This is a genomic window from Bacillota bacterium, assembly GCA_009711825.1.
Lineage (GTDB): Bacteria > Bacillota > Proteinivoracia > UBA4975 > VEMY01 > VEMY01.
The window spans coordinates 1-24,664 of record VEMY01000008.1 but is presented as its reverse complement, the minus strand read 5'-3'; the positions used below and the strand labels follow the sequence as shown (position 1 = coordinate 24,664).

The following is a 24,664-nucleotide window of genomic DNA, read 5'->3' as shown; positions in this document are numbered from 1 at the left end:
TTGCTGTTTTCTTGGGGCTTCAGGCTAGACCGGCCTGTAATAGTCTGCTTCCCGGCGCCGACGCAATACTACAATTAGAACTATCAGCCCAATCAGTAACAATGCTGCGCCTGCACCCAGGATGGCAATAAAGACAATGTTCGGAACTGACGCTTCCAGATTAATCGGATTGGCCTGGCCCGGACGCAGGTTCCATGTCAGGGTTTTTCCGTCCTCAGACACCGAATCGGCGTTATGGCTGTCAGGTTTAACCGGTAGTGTAATCGTGAACCGGAAGTTCATTTGGTTGAGCATCATCTGGCCGAATTCTTCATCTTCTCCCATGCCTTCCATATTCATGTCGGCCTGGAAACGGTAATGACTTCTGAATAAACTCTCTTCCACTACTAGGCCATCGCCCTGTGTGGAGGCCTCGTCAAAGACATCGAGGTCTTCAGCAGTAATTTGGGGCAGGTGCTGGGTGGCCCTGATACCGACATAATCATCGTCCTCGTATCTGGTTACAGTGAAACCGTCGGCCTCGGCCTCGATCGCCATTTCTGCCAGGGGATCCTCGCCCTCGGACTCCATCATCGCCAGGAAGTCCCGGTCAAAGCCCAGCTGGTAGCTGAAATCGCCGCTGCCGTCCCGGTTTACAGTCAAGTGAAATTCGGCATCGAAACAGCCAGACATAAGGATCATGCCGGCAAGCAGTAAGGAAATTAGTAATTTACGCATAAGATCCTCCAAAATATCGATAAATAAGGTTTCGACACCTAGGGCTTATTTCCTTTTTAAGCCAAGCAGTTGCATATGGGGACCCCCTCGGCCTGTGCTGATCTAGATACATCCCCGGTGGCTGAGCCGGGCTGTATTACTGGCGCTGAATTTGATATTATTAATTCCATATGGGGGTGACTGAAGTGCAGCCGCAAAACATGGAGCTAAATGCGCTCATCGGGTACATAACTGAGATGAAAAAATGCCGGGGTTTTGATGGCACCAGTCTGGAGCAGGAATTTGTTTTGTTTAGCGAAGAGGTGGGGGAGTTGGCCCACGAGGTGTGGCGGATTACCCGGGACGGTAAAATTGGGGAAGATAATCGCCGCCAGCTGGCCTATGAGGTGGTGGACTGCCTTATTTTTCTGCTTTCGATTGCCGGCATGGCCGGTATTGATGATATAGAGAGCTATCTCTTAGAAAAAGAGGCGATTAACACCCGCAGATTTGAGTAAATTTATTTGAACCATTTGCCTGGTTATTGCGTCTTACAGGCGAAAGGGGGTACGGATTATGAAAAAAACATTTGCTGTTGTGTTAACTTTAGTTTTGGCCCTGACAGTGTTTGCTGCACCTGTCTTAGCAGATGACAGCTCTGCCCTGCTGGAGGAGTTTTTCGCAGAAACCTATGGGTTGGAAGTGGAGGAGTTTGAACTTCACGGTATCCGTGAACTGAAACTTGTAGAGCTTGACCGCCAGCTGCTGGTTGCCTACTTTGTCACCGAAAACGAAGATTTCCTGCGTGGCATGGTGGCCATGGATACAGAGAGTGGTGAATTGCTAACCAACGAGGAACTGCAGGCATTACAAGCCGAAGAAAGTGAAATCGCTTCGATGGAGGCCGAAATCCTACCTGTGGAGACCGATGTGCAGGGAGAAATGATTTCTGTGCTCATCATGCCCCGTTTCCAGTTGAGCGCCGATTTGGAAGCGCGCATCAGGGCACTGTATGAAGAATATGACATGGAGGCACCCACCCAGTTGCAACCGGGCGGAGCCAGGGATCTTCCGACTTATGACGGGGGAGGTCAGTCGGGATTCCAGGGTTATGATGATGGACGTGAGCCCGGGCAACCTACTGAAGAAGGCCGGCAACCACAATTATTGCCCTTGCCCGCCGACAAAACTGAGCCTGCAGATACTCCGGAGCCTGCGGACGACGCCACTGGGGCCAGAGAACCGGCGATTGGGCCGGCCGTTGAGCCCGATCTTGCTGAAAAGACCATCGTTGACGGTAACGGTTCGGATGCCGTCGATGGAGATGAACCGGTCGCCAGCGATGTGATCAGGCCGGCAACCGATCAGGACCCACGCCTCGAAGAATTCTACGTTGCCCTGAATGAATTGTATGCAGAAGGTTATCAGGCTTCTTTGGAACGGATTATTGATTACCTGAGTGCCGAAGACATCGAGTTCGAGGTTGAGGGTAACATGATTGTTGCCCAGCTGACCCTTGAGCAGGCAGAATTCCTGCGTGACAACGATGATGTAGAGTATATCGGCAACTATTATGCGGAAGAAGATGCCGCGATTTTGCCAACCGGTGAGCGGACAGCAGAAGCAGCTGTGGATTTGGCTGCCATGGATGATACAGACGGCGAAGAGCAAGAAAAGAGCAATTATTGGCTCTGGGGCACTTTGGCGGTTGGTTTGGCGGCAGCAATTGTCTGGGTTGTAAAGAAGTAAATAACGATGTTTAACGTCGGGACTATTGATGTCCCGGCGTTTTTATGTTATGAACAAGCAAATGATTATGCTATAATGTACGAAGTTATTTAATCGAGAGGAGAATTAATTATGTTACAAGGTATCGCTGCATCCAACGGAATAGTGATTGGCAAAGCTTACTGCCTGACAGAAGGAGACGTGGAAATCCCCCGTCACCAGGTGGCTCCGGAACAACAGGAAGCGGAAGCAAAGCGTCTGCTTGCTGCCAGGACCCAGACCCGGGAACAGCTGGAGCAAATCAGGGATGGGTTGGCTGCCAAAGCCGGCGCTGAAGAAGCGGCTATTTTTGACGCCCATTTGATGCTGCTGGAAGACCCGATGCTTACAGAAGGAATAAACGAAGCAATCGCCAATGGCAGCAACGCCGAAGCTGCAGTGGCGGATACCGCAGAAAAGTATGTAGAGATGTTTGCAGCCATGGACGACGAATACATGCGCGAACGTGCAGCCGATGTCCGCGACATTGGCCGGCGCTGGGTAAATAACCTTTTGGGTGTAGAAACAGGCGCTCTCGGTCAACTTTCCAAACCGGTGGTGGTCTTCGCCCGGGATTTAGCGCCATCAGATACAGCACAAATGGATAAGCGTTACGTCTTGGCGTTTGTCACTGAAATTGGCGGCCGCACCTCCCACAGCGCAATCATGGCTCGGTCGCTAGAAATTCCGGCCGTTGTCGGCGCCGGGAAGTTCACCGACCAGGTGAAAGATGGAGACATGGTAATTGTTGATGGTAATAAGGGCGAGGTTATAGTTAACCCCGACCAGGCCACTTTAGATAAATACTCCCAGCAGCGGGAGAAAGAACTGGCCCGCAAGGCGGAATTGGCAAAGTTGAAGGATCTGCCAGCCGAAACCGCCGACGGCAAAGTTTTTGAACTGGCTGCCAACATCGGAACTCCCAACGATGTCGAGGGTGCACTGGCCAACGGTGCCCAGGGCGTCGGCCTCTACCGCACAGAGTTTCTATATATGGACCGCAAAGACATGCCCTCGGAAGCGGAACAGTATGACGCATACCGCACAGTCTTGGAGTCCTTCGGCGATATGCCGGTAATTATTCGCACCCTGGATATTGGTGGCGACAAGCAATTGCCTTATTTGCAAATGGAGGAGGAGCTCAACCCCTTCCTGGGCAACAGGGCGATTCGCCTCTGCCTTAATAACCCGGAGCTCTTTAAAACTCAGCTCAGGGCAATTGTCCGGGCAGCAGTCTATGGGAATGCTTGGATCATGCTGCCGATGGTCGCGACTTTGGATGAAGTCCGCCGGGCGAAAGCCATTTTGCAAGCGGTTGAGGCTGATTTGACCAGCGAAGGTGTAGAATTCTCCAAGGATTATAAGCTGGGGATTATGATTGAAATCCCGGCTGCTGCCGTGGTGGCCGATCAGTTTGCCAAAGAGGTGGATTTCTTTAGTATCGGCACCAACGATCTTATTCAGTACACCTGTGCCGCTGACCGGATGAACGAACAAGTATCGTATCTGTATGACCCATTCAATCCGGCGGTCCTGCGCCTAATTGACAATGTTATTCAGGCCGGCCATAAGCACGGGATTTTTGTCGGTATGTGCGGGGAGATGGCTGGCGAACCCCTTGCCGCGCCTTTGTTGGTGGCCATGGGAATGGATGAGTTTAGTATGAGCGCCAGCAGCATTCCGGTGGTTAAAAACCTGATCCGCTCCTTAGACAGCAAACGGTGTCAGGAAATCTGGAAAGAAGTCCAAAATTATACCGATGGCAAACAGATAGAAGAGCTGCTGCGGAAAGAGTTTGCTGAAATTATAGACCCCAGCTAGGGGTCTTTCCTTTGGAAGGTGGTAGAGGATGAAGAACAGAAGTTTCGAAATGTGCCGTTGGATGAACTGGGGCATTCTGGCGTTTGCCTTCTTGATTGTATTCTTTCATCGTTATTCCACGGCAGTTGTCGCCGACGACTTGACCCGGGACCTGGGACTTACTGGTACCCAGCTCAGCAATCTCGCCTCGATGTATTTTTTCGCCTATGGCCTGATGCAATTGCCATCAGGATTGTTCAGCGATTTTGTCGGTCCCCGGATGACCACGTTCTGGGGGATGCTTTTGGCCGGGGTGGGTTCAATCATCTTTGGTCTCGCTCCGGGAGTGGGTATGGCCTATGCCGCCCGACTCTTGGTGGGGTTGGGTGTTTCAGTTATCTTCCTATCGCTTCTGAAAATCCAAGCGGTGTGGTTTACTCCAAATCGCTATGCAACTATGACCGGTATGTCCTCGTTTGTTGGCAACCTGGGCGGCATATTGGCGACTACACCTTTGGTCTTGTTGGTACTGGCGATTGGCTGGCGTCACTCTTTCATCCTCATTGGCGCCATTACCCTGCTACTGGTTGCCGCGATTTGGTTGTTTGTGGTGGATAGCCCGGCCTGTGCAGGTTTTGTCGGGCAGGGTAACGGCTCAGCCCGACCCAGATTTGGCTTGTTAAAAAGTGTCAAGATTGTCGTCTCCACTCCCGGTACCTGGATTAATTTTTTCGTTATCGCTGGTTTGATGAGCGGGGTGATGTCCTTTTCAGGACTTTGGGGGGTGCCATATCTGACCCAGGTCTACGGCATCGACACTGCGCAAGCTTCACGCTATGTGCTCTTGCTCAATCTCGGGATTCTTGCCGGCTCTCCCTTGGTGGGGTGGGCGGCGGACAAGCTGGGCAGCACAAAGCTGCCGATTGTCGGTGCGGCGGCAGCGGTAAGCGGGTTTTGGCTGTACTTGGTGGTTTTCGCCGGGGGCATGCCGCCGTTGGTATTGGTCGGTCCCTTATACTTTATAGTTGGCATGCTGGGAATCTCGTTTATGCTTTGCTTCGCCAACACCAAGCAGGTCAACCATCCTGAGCTTTCCGGAACCGCCACAGGCATTGTCAATATTGCCGGGTTTCTGGCCACTGCCCTAGCCAACGTACTGATTGGCTGGCGTCTGGACAATTTGTGGGATGGTACAATTCGCGATGGTGTCCCTATCTACACCCAGCAGGATTTTCAGTCGGCATTCAGTATCTATATTATATTGGCGCTTATAGCGCTTGTGGCGAGTCTCTTTATGTATGAAACGCGAAAGGAGAGCAGGCATGAACTTTAAACAAAATTGGCAGGGTTTTGTTGGCGCCGGATTGGGTTTTGTGGTTGCCCTAATTACTTTGGCGGGCTATGGAGAACCCGGGACAGTTGATGGTGTAAGTACTAACTATTATCAGGTAATTATGCTCAGTGCGTTCAGCGCCATTGCCCTCTGGGCGACGCTGAGCCGGGAAAGCAAACCCGGACGCAGCGGAAAATTGCTCATTGCCACAGCTGCTGGCGGTCTGATTACTGCCCCGCTTTATTTCTTCCCATCGGCAATGCTGTTTCTGACCGCAGGCTTTTCGGCATTGAAGCAAGAAAAAGAACAGGATTCATAATTCCCATGGCCAGGGGGAAAAATTGGACCAGACAGAAATAAGGGGTCCTTTGAATGCGAAAATTGTGGAAAGAACGTTTTGGCCCGTTAATCCAAGATGACTTAAGGCGCCTGGTTTTGTTAGGGTTGCTGGTGGCGATGCTGGTTGTCGGTCTTGTCTGGGGTCGGGGGACAACGATTTCCGGGCTTAACCAGATAATTACCCATCCCAGTCGTTTGCTCAGTGATTATGTGGCGCTGGCCGGGCCCGGCCCGGCTCTGGTTAATGCGGCTCTTGTCGGCCTGATTGGCCTGCTGCTCCTTACTGTGCTCCATGTCGATATTACGGGGCCAACTATGGCAGCGATTATGACTATGGTGGGCTTTGGTCTATTTGGCAAGAATATATTTAACATCTTCCCCATCTTCTTCGGGGTTTGGTTATATGCAAAAGTAGAGGGGGGCGGGTTACGGAGGCACATCCTGCCGGCTCTGTTTGGCACTGCCTTGGGGCCGGTGGTGTCCCAGACCGCTTTTGGCTCTGGCCTTGGGTTGCCCGCGGGAATTATTATTGGAATAGTGGCTGGGTTTATCCTTTCACCGTTGGCGGCCCATCTGCTGCGAAACCATCAGGGTTTCAACCTATATAACTTGGGCTTTACCGCCGGGTTTGTCGGCCTGTTTGTTGTCTCATTCCTGCGGGGACTGGGCAGCGAAGTGCCGGCCAAGCTATTGTGGGACACCGAGGGCACGACCACCTATTCCTTTTTGGTGCTGGGACTTTGCCTAAGCTTGATTATCCTGGGCTTGATTTTTAACCGGGGCCGATTCAGCGGGTATCGGGAAATCCTTGCCCACCCCGGCACTTTGGTCACGGATTTTATCAGTCTGGCGGGGTTTGGTCCGGCTTTGATTAATATGGGGTTGGTCGGTCTTGTCGGTCTTGGTTACTTGTTGTTGATTGGCGGTGATGTGAACGGTCCCACCGCCGGCGGTGTCCTGACGATGATTGGCTTTGGCGCCTTTGGCAAGCATCCGCGGAATATTGTGCCCCTGATGTTCGGGGTGTGGTTGGCTTCCTGGGTGTTTCACTTCCCGGTTGATAGTCCGGGTGCCCAGCTGGCCGGTTTGTTTGCCACGACCATGGCGCCGTTGACCCTGCAATTTGGCAATCTGACAGCGGTCGCAGCAGGGTTTTTACACATGATTGTTGTGCATAACGTTGGGGCGGTTCATGGCGGGCTTAACCTCTATAATAATGGTTTCTCGGGCGGCTTGATCGCCACTGCAATTGTAGCAATATACAGGGGGTTGAGAAGGGATGACTAAGATCAAGGCAAGTGAACGCAGATGGGCACGGGGAATTCTTGACGAATTAGTCAGCAACTCTTTTAACGCTGGAGCGGGAAAAATTGATGTTCAGGTCAGGGCCCGGGCGGACAATATCGAAATCAAGGTTGATGACGATGGTGTTGGTATGGACCGTGAAACTGTCCGACAGGTGGAGGGGCTGCTGCAGCAACCGCGCAGGGAGGAATTGGAAGAATATTATGGTGACCTGGCCGGAGTGTCGGGATATGGTTCCGGGCTTACCATTGTCGGTATGTTGGTGGATGAGGCGGAGGTTAAGAGCGTGCCCGGCAAGGGGACAACTATTCGGGTCCGGCGCTGGTTTTAAAGCGTCCGGACTTTTTTTCGGGGGGAAGGATTAATGTATCTTGCCATGGATGATTTTGGCGATGACAATCTCGAAAACCTAATCAGCCTGGGGGATGCCCAGGAAAAGTGGCAGTTTCTCGCCCGCCTTGCGCAAGAGTTTGGTTGCCCGGGCATCCAAATAACACCCTGGCTTTATGAGCAGAAGCTGGGTTTAGATTTGGACGCTATACCGGCAGCTTTTACTGATTTTCGCCTAACCTATCATATTGGCGGTGTTCGGCCGCTGGTAGATGCGCGAGATTGTCGTCGCCTGGATAAGCGGTTGGCGCTGGGACTGGACCGGGCTGTTAAATCAGGGTTTGAGGATGTTTCCTTCCATCCGCCACGTCTGACCGAGGTGGGTCGCAAGCATTCAAAGGAACAACTGGCAGGTTTGGTGGAGCGCTGGTTGCCCCGATTTGCTGCCCGGGGTGTGACGTTCTCCCTGGAGACCCACGTCAGCGGGGATATTTTTATCTTCGACGGACTTGCGGACTTTCGGAGGTTTGTTCAGAGATTCCCGGAGCTGGGGGTGCTGATTGATGTATCCCATAATGTCTATGACGGTTATGGTGTCGATGAGATAATCTCGTTTAGTGCCGGTCTGCGGATAACCGGCCTGCACCTCAGCGACGCACGATCTGATTTGCCGTTTGATCAGGGGACGCATTTGCCTGTGGGCAGCGGCGAGATTGCCTTTGCGCCGCTCGTGGCTGAGTTTTCGTCGTCGGACATTTGTGCCGCGCTGGAAGTCAAAGGTGATTCGGACAATCTTACCGCCAGCTTCGAAAAGTTGCAAAACTTGCAGGACAATCTTTACATTTAGGTGACGAGTTTGACATTTGCCTTATATTGATATATAAATGCAAGTGGAGAAAAAAGTCCGGAAAAATCTTTGCATGCAGCAGGAGTTTAACGCTTTAAAACGAATATAATCTTAAAGAAATAATTCACATCCTACGGGGGTGTCAAGTGTGCAACTGGAAAAATTAGAGGAGCGTCACATCAAGCAACTGTTCAACGCGGTTTTGGTTCTGCAGGATATGGATGAATGTTATCGTTTCTTTGAGGATTTATGTACAGTCAATGAGGTCAAATCTCTGGCCCAGCGTCTGGAAGTGGCGCGTATGCTCAAAGAAGGGTTTACCTATCACAAGATTGAGGAATCTACCGGCGCCAGCACCGCAACCATCAGTCGAGTCAAACGTTGTCTTGAATATGGTGAAGGTGGCTACGGCGAGATCCTGATGCGGCTGCAAAACGGCGAGAGTTGACAAATCAGAGCGGTTGATCCGCTCTTTTTTGTTCCTTGACTAATTACCGCGCCAAGGGGTAAAATATTGCCAAGGCGTAGAAGGAGAAGAGTATCCTGGCCACTCAGCGATTCGGGGACGGTGCAAGCCCGAAGTTACAGGAGAAGGCGCTCTGGAGCTGCCGTTAACAGCGGCCGGTTGACCCCCGATAACGGGTCAGGTGAGGTGGGTCCATAGCGACCAACCAGGGTGGCACCGCGGGCAAAGGACCCGTCCCTGATTCAGGGACGGTTTTTTATATGAAAGGAGGCAATTAGATGTCAGAAAAGAAAATGGACGAAATTGTATCATTAGCAAAGCGGAGGGGCTTTGTGTTTCAAAGCAGTGAGATTTATGGCGGCTTTAGTAGTTGCTGGGATTATGGTCCGCTGGGGGCAGAACTCAAGCGAAACGTGAAACAGGCCTGGTGGAAGGCGGTTGTGCAGATGCGCTCGGATGTGGTGGGCAGCGACACCAGCATATTGATGCATCCCGATGTCTGGCGGGCTTCTGGCCATGTGGATAATTTTACCGACCCGCTGGTGGATTGTCGTGAATGCCGGCGCCGGTATCGGGCCGATCACCTTGAGCAGACTGAAACCTGTCCCGACTGTGGCGGCGAGCTCACCCCTGCCCGTAAATTTAATCTGATGTTCAAAACCCATGCCGGGCCGGTGGAAGACAGCGCGGCAGAGGTGTTTTTACGCCCGGAAACTGCCCAGGGCATCTTTGTGAATTTTGCCCTCACTCAAAACACCAGTCGCAAAAAACCGCCCTTCGGTATTGCCCAGATCGGCAAGAGTTTCCGCAACGAAGTTACTCCAGGAAACTTTATCTTCCGCACCCGGGAGTTTGAGCAGATGGAACTGGAATATTTTGTGCCCCATGACCAGGCGGATGAGTATTATAAATACTGGGTAGAAGAGCGCTTCCAATGGTATAAGGATTTGGGTGTGAATCCGGAAAATCTGCGCCTGCGTCCCCATGAAGCGGACGAATTGGCCCATTACGCCCGCAGTTGCGAAGATGTGGAATATAAATTCCCCTTTGGCTGGCAGGAGTTGGAGGGAATTGCCCACCGGGGCACCTTCGACCTGGATCAGCATATAAACCACAGCGGCAAAGATTTGAGTTATTTTGACACCGCCACCAACCAGCGTTATGTGCCTATATGTATTGAGTCCTCGGCGGGCGTGGACCGGGCCCTGCTCACTTTCCTTGTGGATGCTTATACCCAGGAACCGGAGCGGGTGGTGCTGAAGTTTCATCCCGATATCGCTCCCATCAAGGCAGCAGTTTTACCCCTATCGAAAAAGCCACAGCTGGCGGAAGTCAGCCAGCGGGTGTTCGCGCTGCTAGCAAAGCACATGGCCGTGGATTATGATGAAACCGGTAGTATCGGCAAGCGCTATCGCCGACAGGATGAAATCGGCACACCATATTGTGTGACCGTGGACTTTGATACCCTTGACGATCAGGCTGTGACTATCCGGGAGCGGGACAGCATGGAGCAAGAGCGGGTGGCAATCGACCAGCTGCTGCCAGCGCTGCGGGACAAACTGGACATGTAATGGAAATGCCCTGCCTCTGGCGGGGCATTTTTGCTTGCAACTCCCAGGGAACTATATTACTATATTCCTATAATGGAATATATGGAGGTGAACTATGTCCGATATCTTTGAGCTACGGGCCGCTGTTGCTAAGGCCCTCAGCCATCCCACTCGTTTGCGTATTCTTGACATGTTGGTGCCGGGTGAAGCGGTTTGTGTTTGCGATCTTGTTGCCCGCCTTGAGGAGAGTCAGTCTTCAGTGTCCAAACATCTGGCGGTGCTAAAAGAAGCAGGCATTGTCGAGAGCCGCAAGGAAGGTTTGATGGTTTTCTATAGCCTGCGTACCACCTGCGTGCGCGGATTTCTCACCTGTCTTGATCAGGTGCTAAAGGCCGATCTGGAGGCGAAACGGATTGAACTGGAAGGGGAGAGCAACAAGTGAAAATTGAGTGGAAACGACTGGGTTTGATGGTGGCGGTGTTTTTGGCCGCCTATTATGTGCCCTTTGGCAATCCCCGGGTTTCGGCATCGATACTGGAAGCGTTCCACATGCTCCAGGAATACGCACGGGAACATGTGCTCCATTGCCTGGTGCCGGCCCTGTTTATCGCCGGCGCAATTGCCAATTTTCTCAGTCAGGGGGCAGTGATTAAGTATTTTGGGGCCCAGGCCAAGAAGTGGGTGTCCTACTCGGTGGCCTCGGTTTCAGGGATTGTCCTGGCGGTGTGCTCTTGTACAGTTTTACCGCTGTTTGCCGGAATTTACCGACGGGGGGCGGGGATTGGTCCGGCCATCGCTTTTCTGTACTCCGGCCCGGCAATCAACTTGCTGGCAATTATTCTCACCGCGCGCATTCTCGGTTGGCAGCTGGGGGTGGCCCGGGCAATTGGCGCGATTGTGTTCTCGATTATTATTGGCCTGTTGATGGCTATGATCTTTAGGCGTGAAGAAGCGGAGCGTGGCACATCCTCTGCAGCCGACCTTTTGGAGGCAGATGCGGCAAAACGCTCTGGGCTTCAAAACGGGCTTTATTTCCTAACCATGGTCTTGATTCTAGTCTTCGCCGCCTGGGGGCGCCCGGCCGAACCGGTGGGTTTTTTCAATGCTATTTGGTCAATTAAATGGTATCTGACTGCAGGTTTGCTGGCAGTACTCGCGCTAATGTTGATTAGGTGGTTTAACAGGGAGGAGTTGTCATCTTGGGTGGACACCACCTGGGGATTCTCCAAGCAAATTCTGCCGTTGCTCTTTGTCGGTGTGTTGATGGCCGGTTTCTTAATGGGGCGGCCGGAAGCCGATGCCGGCATCATCCCCGGTGAGTGGATTGCCACTTTGGTAGGCGGCAATTCTCTGCAGGCCAACCTGTTTGCTTCGGTGGTGGGCGCGTTTATGTACTTTGCTACGCTGACCGAGGTGCCGATTCTCCAAGGCTTACTGGGCTCCGGCATGGGCGATGGTCCGGCGCTGGCCCTATTGTTGGCGGGTCCCGCACTGAGTCTGCCCAACATCCTGGTGATTCGCAGTGTGCTTGGCACCAAAAAAACTGCGACATTTGTCGGTCTGGTAGTGATAATGGCCACGATTGCCGGAATGGTCTACGGTCATATAGTCTAAAAAAATGCAAGGAGTGAGTAAAAATGAAGATTGAAATTTTAGGCTCTGGTTGCCCAAGCTGTGTTACTTTGGAGCAAAATGTCCGTAAAGCCCTGGAAAAACTGAGCATTGAGGCGGAGGTCAAGAAAGTAACTGATGTTAAGGAGATAATGGAGTATTTTAATGACCCCTGGTCTGGTGGTTGATGGCGTTGTAAAGGCTAGCGGCAAGGTCTTGTCTCCGGAAAAGATTTCAAAATTGCTAAGTTAAACACGATAGACATGGGAAAAAGACAGAGCGTCTGCTGAAAGGCAGGCGCTCTACATAATTCGACGGGGTTCTACATATTTTTAATTTGGCGGCAGGAATATATGAATGTGCGTAGAATAAAAATTAGTATAGAGGTATAGACCACCGGATTATTGCAGGAGAGGGACATATGACAGAATTTTTGCTGACGGCAAAGCGGGCGCTTACGCCTAACGAAAAAGTCAGTCCTGCGGCCCTTGCCGTCCGGGACGGGCGGATTATCTACTGTGGCCCTGATGCGGAGCAGGCCCGGAAATTGGTGCCAAGAGCGGAGCAATTTGATTTCCCCGACGCGACGCTTGCGCCCGGGTTTGTCGATTTACATGTCCATGGAGCCCTAGGCCTGGACTTTTATGATTGCCCGCCTGGGCGCATCGGTGAAGTCACGGCTTTTTTTGCCAGACATGGCACCACCACTTTACTAGCCACTATTACCACCGGTGATTTGGCGCAGATGGAACGGGCAGTTACCGCTCTCGCGGCGTATAGCAGTGACCCTAACCCTGAGGGCAGTTGGATGCCGGGAGTTTATCTCGAAGGTCCCTTTGTCAGCGAGGCCCGCAGGGGTACTTTTCGGCCTGAGTATTTGCGGATGCCCGACTGGCAGCTGCTGGCGTCCTGGGTGGAGCGTTTCCCCGGCCTGTTTCGCTTTGTCGGGCTGGCGCCAGAGTTGCCCGGGGCGGATATAGTAATCGAACGTTTGCGGGCAGCGGGGATTAGCGTTTGCATCTGCCACACCGATGCCAGCCACCGGGATTTGTCCCGGGCGGTTGATTTGGGTGCAAGCCACATTACACATTTTTACAACGGCATGCGCCCGTTCCTCCATCGGGACCCTGGGGTGGTTGGCGGCGTTCTGGCGGGGGCTGATGTCAGCGCCGAATTGGTTTGCGATTACCATCACGTCCATCCCCTGGCAATTGATGTGCTGATGTGCTGCCTGGGGCCAGGGAGGGTTTGTCTGATTACCGACGCGATGCGGGCAACCGGATGCCCTCCGGGAGAATACATAATTTCGGAACAGATTGCCGTGGTCCGAAATGGCAAGGCCGTGATTGGGGCCAATACGCTGGCGGGCTCGATTTTGACTATGGATCAGGCCGTTCGGAATATGTTGGCATTGGGTTATGGTGAGCAAGATGTTATTACAATGGCCTCCGCCACGCCCGCCCGAATAGCCGGTCTCGATGACAGGGGTAGTCTCGCCCCGGGCCAGGTTGCGGACATTGTGATTTTAGACAGTGAATATCAGGTCTTGGCAACGTTGTTGGCCGGTAAGAGAATAATACATAAGTAGGAGGCAAAACACATGATCCTCGATGCGAATACGCTGGCCAGGAAGATTGACGTGGTCGTCTTGCGGCCCGAATACACCGCCCAGCAAGTTAAAGAGATTTGTGCCCGGGCTGTTGAACATAACTTCGCTCTCGTATCGGCCCTCAGCCAGTGGCTGCCAGTGGTCGCAGACTGTTTACAGGGCACCGGGGTGGCGCCGGGCGCTGCAATCGGTTTCCCTTTGGGGGCGTCCACTGCCGCCAAGGTGGCGGAAACTAAGCAGGCCTTGGCCGACGGAGCCCGGGAAATTGACATGGTCGCGCAAATCGGCGCCCTGGTGTCCGGCGATCTAGATTTTTACCGCCGGGATATCGAGGCGGTGGTGGCGACCGCCCAGGGTAAAGCGCCGGTCAAGGTAATTGTGGAGACTTGTTATCTCAGCGCCGAACAAAAACGCCAGGCCTGCCAGCAGGTAATTGCTGCCGGCGCCGATTTTATTAAGACGTCAACGGGCTTTGGCCCTGCCGGTGCCCAGGTTGAAGATGTGCGGCTGTTTTCGCAGCTTGCCGAGGGGCGCATACAAGTTAAGGCCTCGGGCGGAATTAAGACATTGGAACAGGTTCAAGAATTTCTTACAGCTGGCGCCAATCGGATTGGCACCAGTGCCGGACCACAAATTCTCGCCCAATTGACGGCCGGGGAGGCAAACAATGCAGATTAACTACGGTTTGATTGGTTTGGGGGGAATTGCCCGCACCCATCTTCAGGCAATCAGTTGTATGCCTGTTTTGTCACCGCCGGTGCCACCCCTCAATTTGGCGGCGCTTCTCACCACCGATCCTGGCAAAACAGATTTTGGACATAAGCTTGGTTTTAAGCACGTGGAACAAGACTTGGACCGCTTTCTGGGGCTTCCGGAGCTGGATGTGGTAGATATTTGCACGCCAAACAGGCTGCATAAAGAGCAAGTTATAGCTGTGGCAAAAGCGGGAAAGCACATTTATTATGAAAAGCCCCTAACCGCCGACGGTCAGGAGGCTGCCGCCCTGGAGCAGGAGCTGGTGGGCACAGAGCAATTATTGCAAGGGGCCTTTGTGCTGCGATTTTTGCCGGCGGTGGCCCGGGCCCGGACGCTGATTGCCCAGGGATTGCTGGGGCGTATTCACTCATTTCGATTTCAGCTCTACCATGCCGGGTATCTCAATCCGGCCAGACCGGGGAGCTGGCGTTTACAGGCCGAAATGTCCGGGGGCGGAGCATTGATGGATTTGGGCTGCCATCTCCTGGACCTGGTGCGGTTTATGTTGGCGGAGGCCGAATCGGTGCAGGCTTGGACCGAGACTGTAGTTAAGGAACGCAAGTGGCCCCAAGGCATGGAGAAGGTGGATGTGGACGATCATGCTTTGGTGGTTTTGGGTTTGAAAAACGGCTCCCGGGGGACAGTTGAAGTATCCCGGGTTGCTGTGGGCGGTGAAGGATTACGGCTTGAGATTTACGGAAGCAATGGTGCAGTTCACATCACTCCCGACAAACCTGTTCCCCATTGTTATGATGTATCCGGACGGGAATTTATCCCTGAAGGCGAAGCTGATGAGTTTGAGCGACATTTGCAACCGCTTGTGCCGCCTGCCAAATTGTCGATGGGGTGGATGCTGGACAGTCATTTTGCCAGTCTGGCCTGGTTTTTGCGCTCTGTGCAGACGGGGTCAGCGCCTGTGGGCACCCCGGATTTGGCTGAAGGCGTGAAGACGCAATTGCTTGTACAGGCCGCTTATGACTCAGCTAAAAAAACATAAAAAAATTTTTGTTGCAAGCAGGAAATCGGTAATAATTCACGAATAGTATATGTGAGAGGTATAGACCACTAGATGACTGGCTGGAGGTGTGGGCATGCCGCTGATTGAACTGCCAGACCAAAAACTAGATGAATCCAGCCCGACGCCCCTTTACTATCAGTTGCGGGAACTGATTGCCGATACAATTAAAGGCGGTCAGTATGGCCCGGAATATAAATTACCTTCTGAGCGGGAGTTGGCGGAAAAATACGGACTCAGTCGCATGACTGTGCGGCAAGCGACGATTGCCTTGGTCAACGACGGCTTTTTGGTCCGTAAACGGGGGATGGGAACATTCGTGTCCCCGCCCAAGGTGGAGCAGGGGTTGTTGAAGCTTACCGGCTTTACGGAGGATATGCGGCAACGGGGCATGGTGCCTTCGACCCGGATTTTGGCAATGAAACAGGAGCAGGCAAGCGAGAATACTGCTCGCAAATTGGGGATTGCTGAAGGGGAAGGAATCATCTTGCTGGAACGTTTGCGTTTGGCAGATGGCGAACCCATGGCCTATGAGCGCTGTCATCTACCCCAGGGACGATTCCCTGAACTAACTGAAGACGATTTAAAAGGGCAGTCCCTGTATGCTCTTTTGACAACCAAATACAATATTTCTTTCGAAAGCGCCAAGCAAAGTCTGGAAGCAACTGTCGCCACCAAGCGGGAGGCGGCAATGCTCAACGTGACCCGGGGCGCCCCGCTTTTGCTGTTAGAGCGCTCAACCCTAGATCAGAATGGCAGAGTCATCGAGTTTGTTAAATCCCTGTATCGGGCTGACCGATACAAGTTTCATGTCCACCTGTTACGTTAATCTTGGGGAGGTGATTCTCAGGGTAAGCTAGGACCTATCTGCTGTCAGGACAAAATTCTTGAATAAGGGAGGAGTAAATTTGGACGTCGAAACCTTAGGCATTGGTATTGCGTTAATACTGGCGATTTGGGCGTATGTTGGTATCGTTATCAACTTGTCCCCCGGTATCAGCTGGCAAGAACCGCTTGTTGCTGGAACGATTACAGGAATTATTGTTGGTGATGTAAGTGTTGGTTTGTACGTCGGTGGAACTCTGACTCTGATGTCCTTGGGTATGCACACCTATGGGGGAACTTCAATCCCAGACTTCCAAGTCGGCGCGATTCTTGGCACCGCCTTTGGTGTCTCCACCGGTAGCATTGAAACCGGTTTGACAATTGCTGTCGCCGCGGCCATGTTGATGATTCAGTTGGACGTTTTCGGCCGCGCCGTTACCACCGGTTTTATCCACGCTGCTGACAAGCACGTAGAAAAGGGCAATTTCCGTGGCATGACCATGATGCACCTTCTGGGGCACATTCCCTGGGGCCTGACCCGGGCGATCCCCGTGTTCCTGGCCATCTGGCTGGGCGAAGGCGCTGTCACCTCTTTCATGGAATGGATGCCTGAGTGGTTCATGAATGGCATGCGCACCACCGGCGCTATCCTGCCGGCCCTTGGTTTTGCGCTATTGTTAGCTCAGTTACCCGTTAAGAAGTACCTGCCTTTCCTGGCAATCGGCTTTGTACTGTTTGCGTACCTGGGCGTGCCCGTTATTGGTATCGCGATTGCCGCCACCGCCTTGGCAGCTCTCTTTATGCAGGTGAAGGGAGGAACTGAGAATGCCTAATAACGATAAAAAGCGTTTATCCAAAGAAGCACGGAGCTCAATGTGGCGTTATATCCTTACGCTGCAATGGTCTTGGAACTATGAGCGGATGCAGGCCTTGGGTTTTGCCTGGGGTATTCTGCCGATCCTTCAGAAAGTCAACAAGTCCAAAGATGATTTGATTGGCGCAGTGCAACGTCACCTTAACTTCTTCAACACCCACCCGCCAATGGGCGCCGCAATCATGGGCGCAGCTGTGGCGATGGAAGAAGAGGGCGCAGACGGCGATGCTGTCGACAGTTTGAAGGTTGGTTTGATGGGCCCCTTCGCCGGTATTGGCGACACCCTCTATGCCATCCTTACCCGTCCGTTGATCTTCATCTTTGCAGCGGACTTCGCCCTCAGAGGCAATATCCTCGGTTTCTGGCTTGTGGTGGCCTTTGGTATCGCTTGGGGTATTTTCGCCCAGCTTGGCTTGTTCAAACTCGGCTATCAGCAGGGTATGAACGTAGTCACTGAGGTCTCCGGCAGCGGCCGTCTGGCCCGCCTGACCGAAGGGGCAACTATCATGGGTATCACCGTTATCGGCGGTTTCATCCCCAGTATCTTGGGAATTACCTCCGCCCTGGAGTGGACCCAAGAAGTTGAAATCGAAGGCGAATTGACCGAGAACGTTGTCCGGCTGCAGGAAGTTCTCGACCAGATTCTGCCATACATGATCCCCCTCGCCCTGGTTGGCCTTGCCTACTGGCTGCTCAAGGGCCGCAACTGGAAGCCGCTCCAGGTGCTGCTCGCTCTGGTTGTCATTGCCTTCGTCGGCAGCGCAGTCGGTTTCTTCTAAACAAAGATGGTTAACCTATAGTGGGGTGGGTATATCCCACCCCATTTATTAATAAACTGTAACTGTTGGGATGGTGTTTTATTATGTTAGGAGTGCTGATTATCAGTCATGGTGACTTGGCAGCCGGACTGCTCAACGCCGCTGAAATGATCATGGGTGCACAAGAGCAGGTGCGGGCGGAAGGATTGCAGCCGGAGATGAGTCCGGAAAGTTTCGGCGAAACGCTTCGGGCGGCAGTCAAGGAGCTGGACAGCGGTGACGGTGTGCTGGTGCTTGCCGATCTTTTTGGCGGCAGTCCGGCCAACACTGCGGCTTATCTGCTCCATGAGGAGTTTAATGTGGACGTTGTCACTGGTGTCAGTCTGCCGATGCTGCTGGAAGTGCTGACTGCACGCATGGGCAAGGATTTGGCCGATGTCGCCGATTTATGTGCCACAGCTGCCGGACAGGGCGTGCAGAAACTCTCGGATGTATTTTCCGGGAACAATTAAATAGGAGGTTGGAAAGATGCCGGTCGTACATTTGCGGATTGACAACAGATTGATTCACGGACAGGTTACCACTTCCTGGGTAAGCAGGGTTGGTGCCGACCACATGATTTGCACCAATGATAAAGTTGCCAACGACCCTGTGCAGAAGATGCTTCTGCCCCAGGCTGCCCGGGGGATTAAGACCTCGGTGCTCTCGATAGCGGAAACGGTAGAATACGTCAAAAGCGAAAAAGCTGCAAAAGAGAAAATAATGATCATCGCCAAGTTCCCTGAAGACGCTTTAGCGCTTTTGGAGGCGGGCGTCGAGCCCCAGGAGGTAAATGTAGGCAACCAGGCGATGCTACCCGGTACCAAACCGGTGCATGTCACCCGCTCGGTGGCTGTAACTGAAGAACAGGCCTCTGTTTATCGGGCTATTGCCGAAAAAGCAGGGAAACTGTCCTCCCAAATGATGACTTCCGACACACCTCAGGATTTTCTCGAACTTATGAAAAAGAAGGGTTTGTAATGAAGCTTGGTTGTAGTGAGATAGACATTACGCCGAATATACCCGTGCATATGGGTGGTTACGGCGCACGCAAGCTGCCGGGCAACGGAGTCGCAACGAATCTGTTTGCCCGCGGCTTTGTATTTGCCCATGGAGATGTTATGACTGGTTTGATCACTGCCGATATTCTCATGTTGAATCGGGAGCAGGTCGAAATGATACAGGCGGAGGCCAGCCGGCTGACGGGAATTCCAGAGCAGCAGATAATTGTGGCCTGCAGTCACACCCATTCCGGGCCAGCGACATTTTCCCGGGCCGGTCTCGGCAACCCGCCCGATCCCGAATATATTAATTGGCTATTAAAAGCGTTGGCCGGCAGTCTGCTCATGGCCAAAGAAAATCTGGAACCGGTGCGGGCAGGCTCAGCGACAACTTCTGTCCAGGGGATTGGCGCCAATCGGCGTCAAGCTGAGGCCACGATGGATACCCAGCTAACGGTGGTTGGGTTTGAAGACGCCGCGGGCAATTTAAAAGCGCTGCTCTTCAACTTTCCCTGCCATCCTACTGTTTTGGGTGCGGACAACCTGTTGGTATCTGCCGAGTATCCCGGGGCAGCTGCCTCCCTCATCAAGAAAATCTATCCCCGGACCACCGTTGGCTTTATTAACGGCGCCTGCGGAGATATCAGCACTCGCTTTGTCCGTCGGGGGCAGAACCATGCGGAAGTTGAGCGATTGGGGATGATCCTGGGCGCCCATGTGGTCGCCCTCAGTGCAGAACTTGAATTCGCTGATGCGGATTTGGCGGTAACAGTGCAAACGCTGCCCGCTACGCTAAAACCGCCGGTGAGCAAGCAAGATAGCGAAGCGGAGCTGGCCCAATGGAAGCAGCGTCTTGACGAGCTTATGGCCCAGGGCGCTACAGCAGCTGAACTCCGTCAGGCCCAAACCGGAATGGAAGGGGCCATGGTCCAGATGCAGCGTGCGCAGATCCAGGACCAGCTTGAAACAGAGGCGGAGCTTGTTGCCTGGCGTTTGGGGGGTATTGGATTGGTGACTGTCCCGGGAGAACTGTTTTCAGCGCTGGGGCAGAGGATTGAGGATAACTCTCCCTTTAGACACAATATTATTGCTGGCTACAGTAATGGTTACCTGGGGTATATCCCCGACTCGATTGCCTATGAACAGGGCGGCTATGAAACCCTTTCTTCGCCCCTGGCCCAGGGGTTTGGAGAAAAACTTGCTGACGCGGCCGCCGCAATTCTAACTGGGCTCAGCAAACAGGAGCAGGAGGGTTAGCATGTCCGCCAATAATTATCTGGAGCAGTCGTTGGAATTTCTCAACAAAGTGCGCGCAACCCAAAGCGACAACATTTGTCAGGCAGCGGCGCTTTGCGCCCAGTCTATCAAGAGCGGCGGCCTCATCCATGTCTTTGGCACCGGTCACTCTCAGATGGTTGCTGAGGAAGCTTACAGCCGTGCCGGCAGTCTGCTGCTGATTAATGCCATCCTTGAGCCGGGGTTGTTGTTGCATGAAGGCGGCGCCAAGAGCAGCGCCGTGGAAAAAGTGCCGGGGCTAGCCCGGGCACTCCTGGTCAACCAGCCTTTGCACAAAGGGGAGACAATAATCATTGTTTCAAATTCTGGCCGCAACCCGGTGCCAATAGAGACGGCGATGCTGGCCCGGGAGCAGGGATTAAATGTTGTGGCTATCACATCCCTGGCCCATTCCCAAGCGGTGTCCTCCCGCCATGAAAGCGGGAAAAAGCTTTATGAGCTGGCGGATGTGGTGATTGACAATTGCGGCATTCCCGGTGACGCGATTTTGCGTCGGGAGGGAGTGGGAGCGCCGTTCTGCGCCACTTCCAGCTTGACAGGAATTTATATTATCCAGGCATTAATCGCTGAGACTGTAGAAATATTGGCCGACTCCGGTCTAGAGGCGCCTGTGCTGATGAGCGGCAATTTAGATGAAAGCGCTGAATATAACGCAAAAATGATTGAAAAGTATCTGGAACGTCTGCCCCAGCTGGCAGCGTACCTGCGAAGATGAAAGGAGGCGCATGTTGGTGCAACAACAAAAATTTGCACTCTCGGGCGCCAGAATAGTCACACCCCAGGCGATGATTTCCGGCCATATCGTTGTTGAAGGTGGCCGTATTGTCAGCATCCAGCCCGGGGTGGCGCCGCGTGGCTTAGAAAACTATGATATGGGCGATGATCTGATTGTTCCCGGGTTTGTCGACTTGCACATTCACGGCGCCGGCGGCTGGGATACCGCCACGCCGGAAGCGGCCTTGAAGATGGCAAAGATTCTTGCCTATAATGGCACCACATCTTTTTACCCAACTCCCGCCACCTCGGAGATGGAAGTGTTTCTGTCTGCCCTTGCCGCGGTAAAAGGGGCAACCGACAGACAAACAGAAATGTTTGAAGCCGGTAATGAAGCCGGGGCCGAGATGCTGGGGCTGCATTTGGAAGGCCCATTCTTAAATAAAGCCAAAAAAGGTGCAATGCCAGAGCAATATTTATTGGCGCCCAGTCTGGAAACATTATCTCTGTTTGAAGAGCAGGCGCCGGGACTAATACGACGGGTTACAATTGCTCCCGAGATACCCGGCGGTCTGGAATTGATTGCAGAATTGTGCAGGCGGGGTTATGTGGTGGCCGGTGGCCATACTGACGCCACTGCTGAACAAATGACGGAGGGGATTGACGCCGGAATCACTGTGGCCAATCACATGTATAACGCGATGACTCCTCTCCATCACCGGGAGCCGGGAGTGACCGGCAGTTATCTGACTGATGACCGGGTAACATGCGAGATTATCGCCGATGGTATCCATGTTCATCCGCTGGCGATTGAAATTGCCCTGCGCTGCAAGGGTCAAGATAATCTCTATCTGATATCCGATGCTGTTTTGGCAGCAGGTCTGCCGGCGGGAGATTATCAATTTTTGGGGCGCCAAATCAATATTGATGATAAAGGTGTCAGCCGATTGCCCGATGGCACGATTGCCGGCAGTACCTGCCTGATGCCTGTGGGGTTCCGGACTATTGTCGAAACCCTGGGGCACGATCCGGTGCTGGCGGCCCGTCTTGCGGCCACCAATCCGGCCCGGGTTGCCGGTGTTTTGGAACGCAAAGGGACACTGGAGCCGGGCAAAGATGCCGATATTACAGTTCTGGATAAAGACTACAATGTAACTTATTGTTGTGTGCGGGGAGTATGGCATAAAACACCCGATAAGTCTGCCACAAATCTGTACCGCACCGAAATATAATGTCATGCGTGTAGACTTGCATGTTCACACCAGCAAGTACTCAGACTGCGGCAAGGCCACCCCGGAGGCCATGGTGGAATCGGCAATCGACGCCGGCCTGGACGCAATTGTGCTGGCCGAGCATAATTATCTGTGGTCCCGGGAAGAGTTGGCCGAATTGCAACGCTGCTATCCGACGATTCGTATCTTCGGTGGTATAGAGGTCAGCATCAGCTGGGAGGAGCATATTGTTGTCCTGGGAGTTCCTGATGCCAGCTTGTTTTATCCGCTGATGCCTCCTGCAGAGCTAATCAAGGCTGTCCTAGAGCATCAGGGGGCGGCGATTCTTGCCCATCCCTTCCGCTGGTCCACCGAAGTCCGCCCGGATATCCTGGCGGCAGGATTTGATGCCATTGAAGTATACAGCACCAGTATTCGGGAATATATGCAGCAACCGATTGCCGAGCTGCAACGACGCTGCAATCTGCCTTTGGTGGCCACTTCCGATGGGCATCACACTGGAGCTCTGGGCTTGTATGCCATAGAGCTTGAGCGCGCGGCAAAGGACGAGCGAGATTTGGCCGCCCTAGTCCGGGAGGGAAAGTTTCGACTCTGGACCAACCCGGAAGCAATTGCGGAGCTAAACGCCGACATCGATGCACGCTTGCTCCGGCTTGCCCAATACCGGGACTGGCAAGTGCCCGCTGCTTTAAAACAGGTCGGCCTCAGCAGAAATCTGACCTATGCTGTAGAGCAGGACATGAGTATCCGTTTTCCAGAAGGGAGAGGTCTTAGTGAAAGCAACGGCTGCCTTTAGCAGCAAAGTTGATGAAGTTCTAAACAGGGTCCGGAACACGCAAATGGAGGCAATCATTGAGGCAGGGAACTTGGTTGCACATCGCCTGGCTGATGACGGTGTGCTTCATACATTTGGGACCGGACATTCTCATATGGTCGCAGAGGAAATCGCCTTTAGGGCCGGGGGGTTGGCTCCGGTTAATGTAATTCTGGAACCCAGTCTGACTGGTAATGAGCAGGCTAGCAAAGCTAAGTTTGCGGAACGAATGGAAGGGTGGGGCAAAATCATTCTCGACTACCACAAACCGCTCCCCCAAGATTGCTTAATCGTAATATCTAATTCAGGACGTAATGCGGCGCCAATTGATGTGGCCTGGGAAGCTCAGCGCAGACAGGTGCCTGTTATCGCTATCCTGTCCAGGGCATATTGCGACAAAATGGATTCTCGCCACTCCAGTGGAAAAAAGTTAACAGATGTGGCGGATTTGGTCATTGACAATTGCGGCGAGTTGGGTGATGCCAGCGTTAAACTTGAAGGTCTGGAGGCACCGATTGGCCCTACATCGAATATCAGCGCAACATTTATTATTCATCTAATTATTGTGCGGGCAATTGAAGCGCTTATAGAGAAAGGGATTCAACCGCCAGTGCTCTTGAGTGGAAATCTTAATCACAGTGATTCGCCTAATGAACAGTTAATTAGAAAGTACTGGGGGAGAGTACGGTATTAGTCAAAGACTTGGCTAATCCAGTACAACAACAATTACTTTTGCCTCTAGTGGTATAGATGTCTGTATCAAAATAAACAGGTAATAAAAAAAATTATAGAGGGAGTGTAAAGATGAGTATAAATCCACAAATGTTTTTTGACGAAGCGCAAAAAATTATTGAGCGGGTCCGAACTGAACAGATGGAAAACATCAAGAAAACGGCCGCGGTGATGGCAGATGTAATTGCCAATGACGGCGTTGTTCAGGTATACGGGCCGGGGCATTCCAAATCCTTTGCAATTGAATTGGCCCACCGGGCTGGCGGCATGGTTCCTTTTAACGCAGTGCTTTTGGATCAACTGGCCCTGAGCGGCGTTATCTCCGCGGAGGAGCTGAAGGATCCGGCCACCGAGCGTAACCCTGACAACGGTCTCGCTCTCCTAAAACTCCATGACATTCGTCCTCAGGACAGCTTTATCATCTGTTCCAATTCCGGTATCAACGGTTCCGTGGTGGAAATCGCCATGGAGGCCAAGCGCCGGGGGCTGCATTTGACGGCGGTCACTTCGGTGGATCATTCCAGCAAGTCGCAATCCCGACACCCCAGCGGCAAGCGTCTGTTTGAAGTTGCTGATGTAGTAATCGACAATTGCGTTCCCCACGGTGACGCCATCCTCAGCTCTCCGGAACTGCCGGTGAAGGTCTGTGGCGGTTCTTCGGTGGCCAATGTGTTTATCGCTCAATCGCTGAATGCCGAGACCCTGCGATTATTATTGGAGCGTAATTACGAGCCCCCGATTTATATGAGCCAGAATATCGAGGGTGCTGACGAGCGCAACGAAGCCCTGCGGGCAAAATACGAAGGTCGCGTAACTTAGAGTCTGTATGATGAACGAGCCGCTTTTTGGATACAGGCAGCTACTTTCTCAGGAGAATTGAACCGATTCTTACCCTTTATCTGCAAGTAGTCGGCAAGTTCCGCTGTATCCATGGACGCAATCTCATCAAGGCTGT

General features: G+C 52.8%; 27 protein-coding genes and 2 pseudogenes. 27 read left to right on the top strand and 2 right to left on the bottom strand.

Annotated features, from left to right (window positions below; genetic code table 11):
* Window positions 1-24 precede the first annotated feature (24 nt).
* Window positions 25-717 (bottom strand): DUF3153 domain-containing protein, encoded by a 693-nt coding sequence (locus FH749_03620; protein MTI94564.1) that lies wholly within the window; start codon window positions 715-717, stop codon window positions 25-27.
* 185 nt (window positions 718-902) lie between these two features.
* On the opposite strand from FH749_03620, the gene FH749_03615 reads away from it, so the two are divergent.
* From FH749_03615 to FH749_03485, 27 genes and pseudogenes are all read left to right on the top strand, one after another.
* Window positions 903-1,214, top strand: coding sequence for a hypothetical protein (locus FH749_03615; protein ID MTI94563.1), 312 nt, complete (start codon window positions 903-905; stop codon window positions 1,212-1,214).
* Between the two features lie 58 nt (window positions 1,215-1,272).
* Window positions 1,273-2,445 carry a hypothetical protein gene (locus tag FH749_03610; protein MTI94562.1) on the top strand — a complete coding sequence of 391 codons (1,173 nt, stop codon included), beginning with the start codon at window positions 1,273-1,275 and terminating at the stop codon, window positions 2,443-2,445.
* 111 nt (window positions 2,446-2,556) lie between these two features.
* Window positions 2,557-4,284, top strand: coding sequence for a phosphoenolpyruvate--protein phosphotransferase (gene ptsP / locus FH749_03605; protein ID MTI94561.1), 1,728 nt, complete (start codon window positions 2,557-2,559; stop codon window positions 4,282-4,284).
* Between the two features lie 28 nt (window positions 4,285-4,312).
* On the top strand, window positions 4,313-5,596 hold the full coding sequence (locus tag FH749_03600) for an MFS transporter (GenBank protein ID MTI94560.1): 1,284 nt from the start codon (window positions 4,313-4,315) through the stop codon (window positions 5,594-5,596).
* The gene (locus FH749_03595) at window positions 5,586-5,915 is read left to right on the top strand and encodes a hypothetical protein (protein ID MTI94559.1); all 330 of its coding nucleotides are present in this window, start codon (window positions 5,586-5,588) and stop codon (window positions 5,913-5,915) included. The genes FH749_03600 and FH749_03595 overlap by 11 nt, the downstream gene beginning before the upstream one ends.
* Before the next feature lie 53 nt (window positions 5,916-5,968).
* Window positions 5,969-7,222 carry a DUF1576 domain-containing protein gene (locus FH749_03590; GenBank protein MTI94558.1) on the top strand — a complete coding sequence of 418 codons (1,254 nt, stop codon included), beginning with the start codon at window positions 5,969-5,971 and terminating at the stop codon, window positions 7,220-7,222.
* Entirely contained in the window at window positions 7,215-7,571 is a 357-nt protein-coding gene (locus FH749_03585; GenBank protein MTI94557.1) for an ATP-binding protein, read from the top strand. Before FH749_03590 ends, FH749_03585 begins: the two co-directional genes overlap by 8 nt.
* Window positions 7,572-7,604: 33 nt before the next feature.
* A complete protein-coding gene (locus tag FH749_03580) occupies window positions 7,605-8,417 on the top strand; it encodes a TIM barrel protein (GenBank protein MTI94556.1) in 813 nt (270 codons plus the stop codon).
* A 148-nt stretch (window positions 8,418-8,565) separates the two neighbouring features.
* Complete coding sequence (locus FH749_03575) at window positions 8,566-8,865, top strand: hypothetical protein (protein MTI94555.1); 300 nt, start codon at window positions 8,566-8,568, stop codon at window positions 8,863-8,865.
* Between the two features lie 311 nt (window positions 8,866-9,176).
* On the top strand, window positions 9,177-10,454 hold the full coding sequence (locus FH749_03570) for a glycine--tRNA ligase (protein ID MTI94554.1): 1,278 nt from the start codon (window positions 9,177-9,179) through the stop codon (window positions 10,452-10,454).
* 94 nt (window positions 10,455-10,548) lie between these two features.
* Window positions 10,549-10,875 (top strand): helix-turn-helix transcriptional regulator, encoded by a 327-nt coding sequence (locus FH749_03565; protein ID MTI94553.1) that lies wholly within the window; start codon window positions 10,549-10,551, stop codon window positions 10,873-10,875.
* Between the two features lie 26 nt (window positions 10,876-10,901).
* On the top strand, window positions 10,902-12,047 hold the full coding sequence (locus FH749_03560; GenBank protein ID MTI94552.1) for a permease: 1,146 nt from the start codon (window positions 10,902-10,904) through the stop codon (window positions 12,045-12,047).
* Between the two features lie 23 nt (window positions 12,048-12,070).
* Window positions 12,071-12,296, top strand: a pseudogene (locus FH749_03555) (thioredoxin family protein).
* 169 nt (window positions 12,297-12,465) lie between these two features.
* Complete coding sequence (gene nagA / locus FH749_03550) at window positions 12,466-13,632, top strand: N-acetylglucosamine-6-phosphate deacetylase (GenBank protein ID MTI94551.1); 1,167 nt, start codon at window positions 12,466-12,468, stop codon at window positions 13,630-13,632.
* A 12-nt stretch (window positions 13,633-13,644) separates the two neighbouring features.
* Window positions 13,645-14,331 carry a deoxyribose-phosphate aldolase gene (gene deoC, locus FH749_03545; GenBank protein MTI94550.1) on the top strand — a complete coding sequence of 229 codons (687 nt, stop codon included), beginning with the start codon at window positions 13,645-13,647 and terminating at the stop codon, window positions 14,329-14,331.
* Window positions 14,321-15,406 carry a Gfo/Idh/MocA family oxidoreductase gene (locus FH749_03540; GenBank protein MTI94549.1) on the top strand — a complete coding sequence of 362 codons (1,086 nt, stop codon included), beginning with the start codon at window positions 14,321-14,323 and terminating at the stop codon, window positions 15,404-15,406. Before deoC ends, FH749_03540 begins: the two co-directional genes overlap by 11 nt.
* A gap of 94 nt (window positions 15,407-15,500) precedes the next feature.
* Window positions 15,501-16,253, top strand: a complete 753-nt coding sequence (locus FH749_03535; protein MTI94548.1) for a GntR family transcriptional regulator — start codon at window positions 15,501-15,503, stop codon at window positions 16,251-16,253.
* Window positions 16,254-16,311: 58 nt separating this feature from the next.
* Window positions 16,312-17,082, top strand: a complete 771-nt coding sequence (locus tag FH749_03530) for a PTS sugar transporter subunit IIC (GenBank protein MTI94547.1) — start codon at window positions 16,312-16,314, stop codon at window positions 17,080-17,082.
* The gene (locus FH749_03525; protein ID MTI94546.1) at window positions 17,075-17,902 is read left to right on the top strand and encodes a PTS system mannose/fructose/sorbose family transporter subunit IID; all 828 of its coding nucleotides are present in this window, start codon (window positions 17,075-17,077) and stop codon (window positions 17,900-17,902) included. Before FH749_03530 ends, FH749_03525 begins: the two co-directional genes overlap by 8 nt.
* An 83-nt stretch (window positions 17,903-17,985) precedes the next feature.
* Window positions 17,986-18,393 carry a PTS sugar transporter subunit IIA gene (locus FH749_03520; protein ID MTI94545.1) on the top strand — a complete coding sequence of 136 codons (408 nt, stop codon included), beginning with the start codon at window positions 17,986-17,988 and terminating at the stop codon, window positions 18,391-18,393.
* A 16-nt stretch (window positions 18,394-18,409) separates the two neighbouring features.
* On the top strand, window positions 18,410-18,901 hold the full coding sequence (locus tag FH749_03515) for a PTS sugar transporter subunit IIB (protein ID MTI94544.1): 492 nt from the start codon (window positions 18,410-18,412) through the stop codon (window positions 18,899-18,901).
* Window positions 18,901-20,178, top strand: coding sequence for a hypothetical protein (locus tag FH749_03510; GenBank protein MTI94543.1), 1,278 nt, complete (start codon window positions 18,901-18,903; stop codon window positions 20,176-20,178). Before FH749_03515 ends, FH749_03510 begins: the two co-directional genes overlap by 1 nt.
* Before the next feature lies 1 nt (window position 20,179).
* Window positions 20,180-20,932: an SIS domain-containing protein gene (locus FH749_03505; protein MTI94542.1), complete on the top strand. Its 753-nt coding sequence runs from the start codon at window positions 20,180-20,182 to the stop codon at window positions 20,930-20,932.
* Between the two features lie 10 nt (window positions 20,933-20,942).
* Window positions 20,943-22,163, top strand: a complete 1,221-nt coding sequence (gene nagA, locus FH749_03500) for an N-acetylglucosamine-6-phosphate deacetylase (protein MTI94541.1) — start codon at window positions 20,943-20,945, stop codon at window positions 22,161-22,163.
* A gap of 4 nt (window positions 22,164-22,167) precedes the next feature.
* Window positions 22,168-22,959: a PHP domain-containing protein gene (locus tag FH749_03495; GenBank protein ID MTI94540.1), complete on the top strand. Its 792-nt coding sequence runs from the start codon at window positions 22,168-22,170 to the stop codon at window positions 22,957-22,959.
* The gene (locus FH749_03490; GenBank protein ID MTI94539.1) at window positions 22,937-23,671 is read left to right on the top strand and encodes an SIS domain-containing protein; all 735 of its coding nucleotides are present in this window, start codon (window positions 22,937-22,939) and stop codon (window positions 23,669-23,671) included. The genes FH749_03495 and FH749_03490 overlap by 23 nt, the downstream gene beginning before the upstream one ends.
* Window positions 23,672-23,781: 110 nt before the next feature.
* On the top strand, window positions 23,782-24,528 hold the full coding sequence (locus FH749_03485) for an SIS domain-containing protein (GenBank protein ID MTI94538.1): 747 nt from the start codon (window positions 23,782-23,784) through the stop codon (window positions 24,526-24,528).
* Here the strand turns inward: FH749_03485 and FH749_03480 are convergent.
* A pseudogene (locus FH749_03480) lies at window positions 24,528-24,664 on the bottom strand (IS110 family transposase). The gene FH749_03485 and the pseudogene FH749_03480 sit on opposite strands and share 1 nt — an antisense overlap.

Coding starts and splice junctions, on each gene's coding strand:
- FH749_03580 (MTI94556.1), top strand. CDS start 7,605: ATGTATCTTGCCATGGATGATTTTGGCGATGACAATCTCGAAAACCTA.
- FH749_03515 (MTI94544.1), top strand. CDS start 18,410: ATGCCGGTCGTACATTTGCGGATTGACAACAGATTGATTCACGGACAG.
- nagA (MTI94541.1), top strand. CDS start 20,943: ATGTTGGTGCAACAACAAAAATTTGCACTCTCGGGCGCCAGAATAGTC.
- FH749_03570 (MTI94554.1), top strand. CDS start 9,177: ATGGACGAAATTGTATCATTAGCAAAGCGGAGGGGCTTTGTGTTTCAA.
- FH749_03525 (MTI94546.1), top strand. CDS start 17,075: ATGCCTAATAACGATAAAAAGCGTTTATCCAAAGAAGCACGGAGCTCA.
- FH749_03585 (MTI94557.1), top strand. CDS start 7,215: ATGACTAAGATCAAGGCAAGTGAACGCAGATGGGCACGGGGAATTCTT.
- deoC (MTI94550.1), top strand. CDS start 13,645: ATGATCCTCGATGCGAATACGCTGGCCAGGAAGATTGACGTGGTCGTC.
- ptsP (MTI94561.1), top strand. CDS start 2,557: ATGTTACAAGGTATCGCTGCATCCAACGGAATAGTGATTGGCAAAGCT.
- FH749_03540 (MTI94549.1), top strand. CDS start 14,321: ATGCAGATTAACTACGGTTTGATTGGTTTGGGGGGAATTGCCCGCACC.
- FH749_03600 (MTI94560.1), top strand. CDS start 4,313: ATGAAGAACAGAAGTTTCGAAATGTGCCGTTGGATGAACTGGGGCATT.
- FH749_03520 (MTI94545.1), top strand. CDS start 17,986: ATGTTAGGAGTGCTGATTATCAGTCATGGTGACTTGGCAGCCGGACTG.
- FH749_03610 (MTI94562.1), top strand. CDS start 1,273: ATGAAAAAAACATTTGCTGTTGTGTTAACTTTAGTTTTGGCCCTGACA.
- FH749_03565 (MTI94553.1), top strand. CDS start 10,549: ATGTCCGATATCTTTGAGCTACGGGCCGCTGTTGCTAAGGCCCTCAGC.
- FH749_03560 (MTI94552.1), top strand. CDS start 10,902: ATGGTGGCGGTGTTTTTGGCCGCCTATTATGTGCCCTTTGGCAATCCC.
- FH749_03510 (MTI94543.1), top strand. CDS start 18,901: ATGAAGCTTGGTTGTAGTGAGATAGACATTACGCCGAATATACCCGTG.
- FH749_03495 (MTI94540.1), top strand. CDS start 22,168: ATGCGTGTAGACTTGCATGTTCACACCAGCAAGTACTCAGACTGCGGC.
- FH749_03505 (MTI94542.1), top strand. CDS start 20,180: ATGTCCGCCAATAATTATCTGGAGCAGTCGTTGGAATTTCTCAACAAA.
- nagA (MTI94551.1), top strand. CDS start 12,466: ATGACAGAATTTTTGCTGACGGCAAAGCGGGCGCTTACGCCTAACGAA.
- FH749_03485 (MTI94538.1), top strand. CDS start 23,782: ATGAGTATAAATCCACAAATGTTTTTTGACGAAGCGCAAAAAATTATT.
- FH749_03590 (MTI94558.1), top strand. CDS start 5,969: ATGCGAAAATTGTGGAAAGAACGTTTTGGCCCGTTAATCCAAGATGAC.
- FH749_03535 (MTI94548.1), top strand. CDS start 15,501: ATGCCGCTGATTGAACTGCCAGACCAAAAACTAGATGAATCCAGCCCG.
- FH749_03620 (MTI94564.1), bottom strand. CDS start 717: ATGCGTAAATTACTAATTTCCTTACTGCTTGCCGGCATGATCCTTATG.
- FH749_03595 (MTI94559.1), top strand. CDS start 5,586: ATGAACTTTAAACAAAATTGGCAGGGTTTTGTTGGCGCCGGATTGGGT.